An 851-nucleotide genomic window follows, 5' to 3' on the forward strand; every position below is an offset into this window, starting at 1 on the left:
CAGAACGAGGCGGTATCATGACAGCGCTACCTTGCAGAGATGTACTGTGTCTACATTTTACTCAATTTTGGGGCTGTGAAAAGTTTTTAGAGGTTCCCTTCTTTTAGTTCTGGTCTATTTCAAGATATCGCCGTAGCATTTGAAGAAATTAGTAACGAGGACGGTACACAAGAAGCATCAGAAATGGTTCAAAGACATGCCGTCTTGAATCCTTTGAAATTTGGTTCATGCATGCGCGATATTGGATTGTGGGGCTGCCCTTATCGCTTAAAGTGTCAATCTGTGCAAGTTTGCGAACACTTCACTCTTACAGGTAGAATTGATGAGTACTCAAATATAAAAGATAAAAAGAAAACACTTCAAAATGCTAAAATTCAAATTTTACATAGCATATCACCTAAATCTATACATGATAATATGTTAAAAAACATTGATGATTCCTTGCAATATTTAGAGTCAATGGAAACTGAATGGCAACAACGTGCAGAGTCTCAATATCTAATTGATGTAAATAATTTATTATCAAAAAATACTAATACTGAAGGAGAGATTAAGACATTAGCTGCACTTTTTGCTTTAGAGCACAATCAGTTAAAAAAGGATAATTAGTAATGCGTGGAAAAGAATTAGATCAGTTTATTGAACATGAATTACAGCTTATGTTAGCTGAAAGATTTGATAGATCCCCGATTTCATCTAAGGCATTACATACCAGACTAAAAGCAAAAGGTATTGTTAAAGGTGGTTTAAGCCAGGGCAAACGGGTCTAAATTGCTCAATGTGATTAGCGGAGTATATTCAGTACAGAGAAATAGGAATAATCGCCGTTTGTGATTTATCATTAGCAACCT

At 35.3% G+C, this 851-nt stretch carries 2 protein-coding genes; both read left to right on the top strand.

Annotated features, from left to right (window positions below; all coding sequences use genetic code 11):
• Positions 1–231 precede the first annotated feature (231 nt).
• Positions 232–609, top strand: coding sequence for a hypothetical protein (locus tag Xbud_RS19085; RefSeq protein ID WP_145956687.1), 378 nt, complete (start codon positions 232–234; stop codon positions 607–609).
• A 2-nt stretch (positions 610–611) separates the two neighbouring features.
• Complete coding sequence (locus Xbud_RS20040; protein ID WP_169923123.1) at positions 612–770, top strand: hypothetical protein; 159 nt, start codon at positions 612–614, stop codon at positions 768–770.
• Positions 771–851 lie beyond the last annotated feature (81 nt).

Source organism: Xenorhabdus budapestensis (genome assembly GCF_002632465.1).
Classification (GTDB): domain Bacteria; phylum Pseudomonadota; class Gammaproteobacteria; order Enterobacterales; family Enterobacteriaceae; genus Xenorhabdus; species Xenorhabdus budapestensis.

What these genes read in the sequence shown, in the direction of transcription:
- Xbud_RS19085 (WP_145956687.1), top strand. Translation starts at nt 232, where the DNA reads ATGCGCGATATTGGATTGTGGGGCTGCCCTTATCGCTTAAAGTGTCAA.
- Xbud_RS20040 (WP_169923123.1), top strand. Translation starts at nt 612, where the DNA reads ATGCGTGGAAAAGAATTAGATCAGTTTATTGAACATGAATTACAGCTT.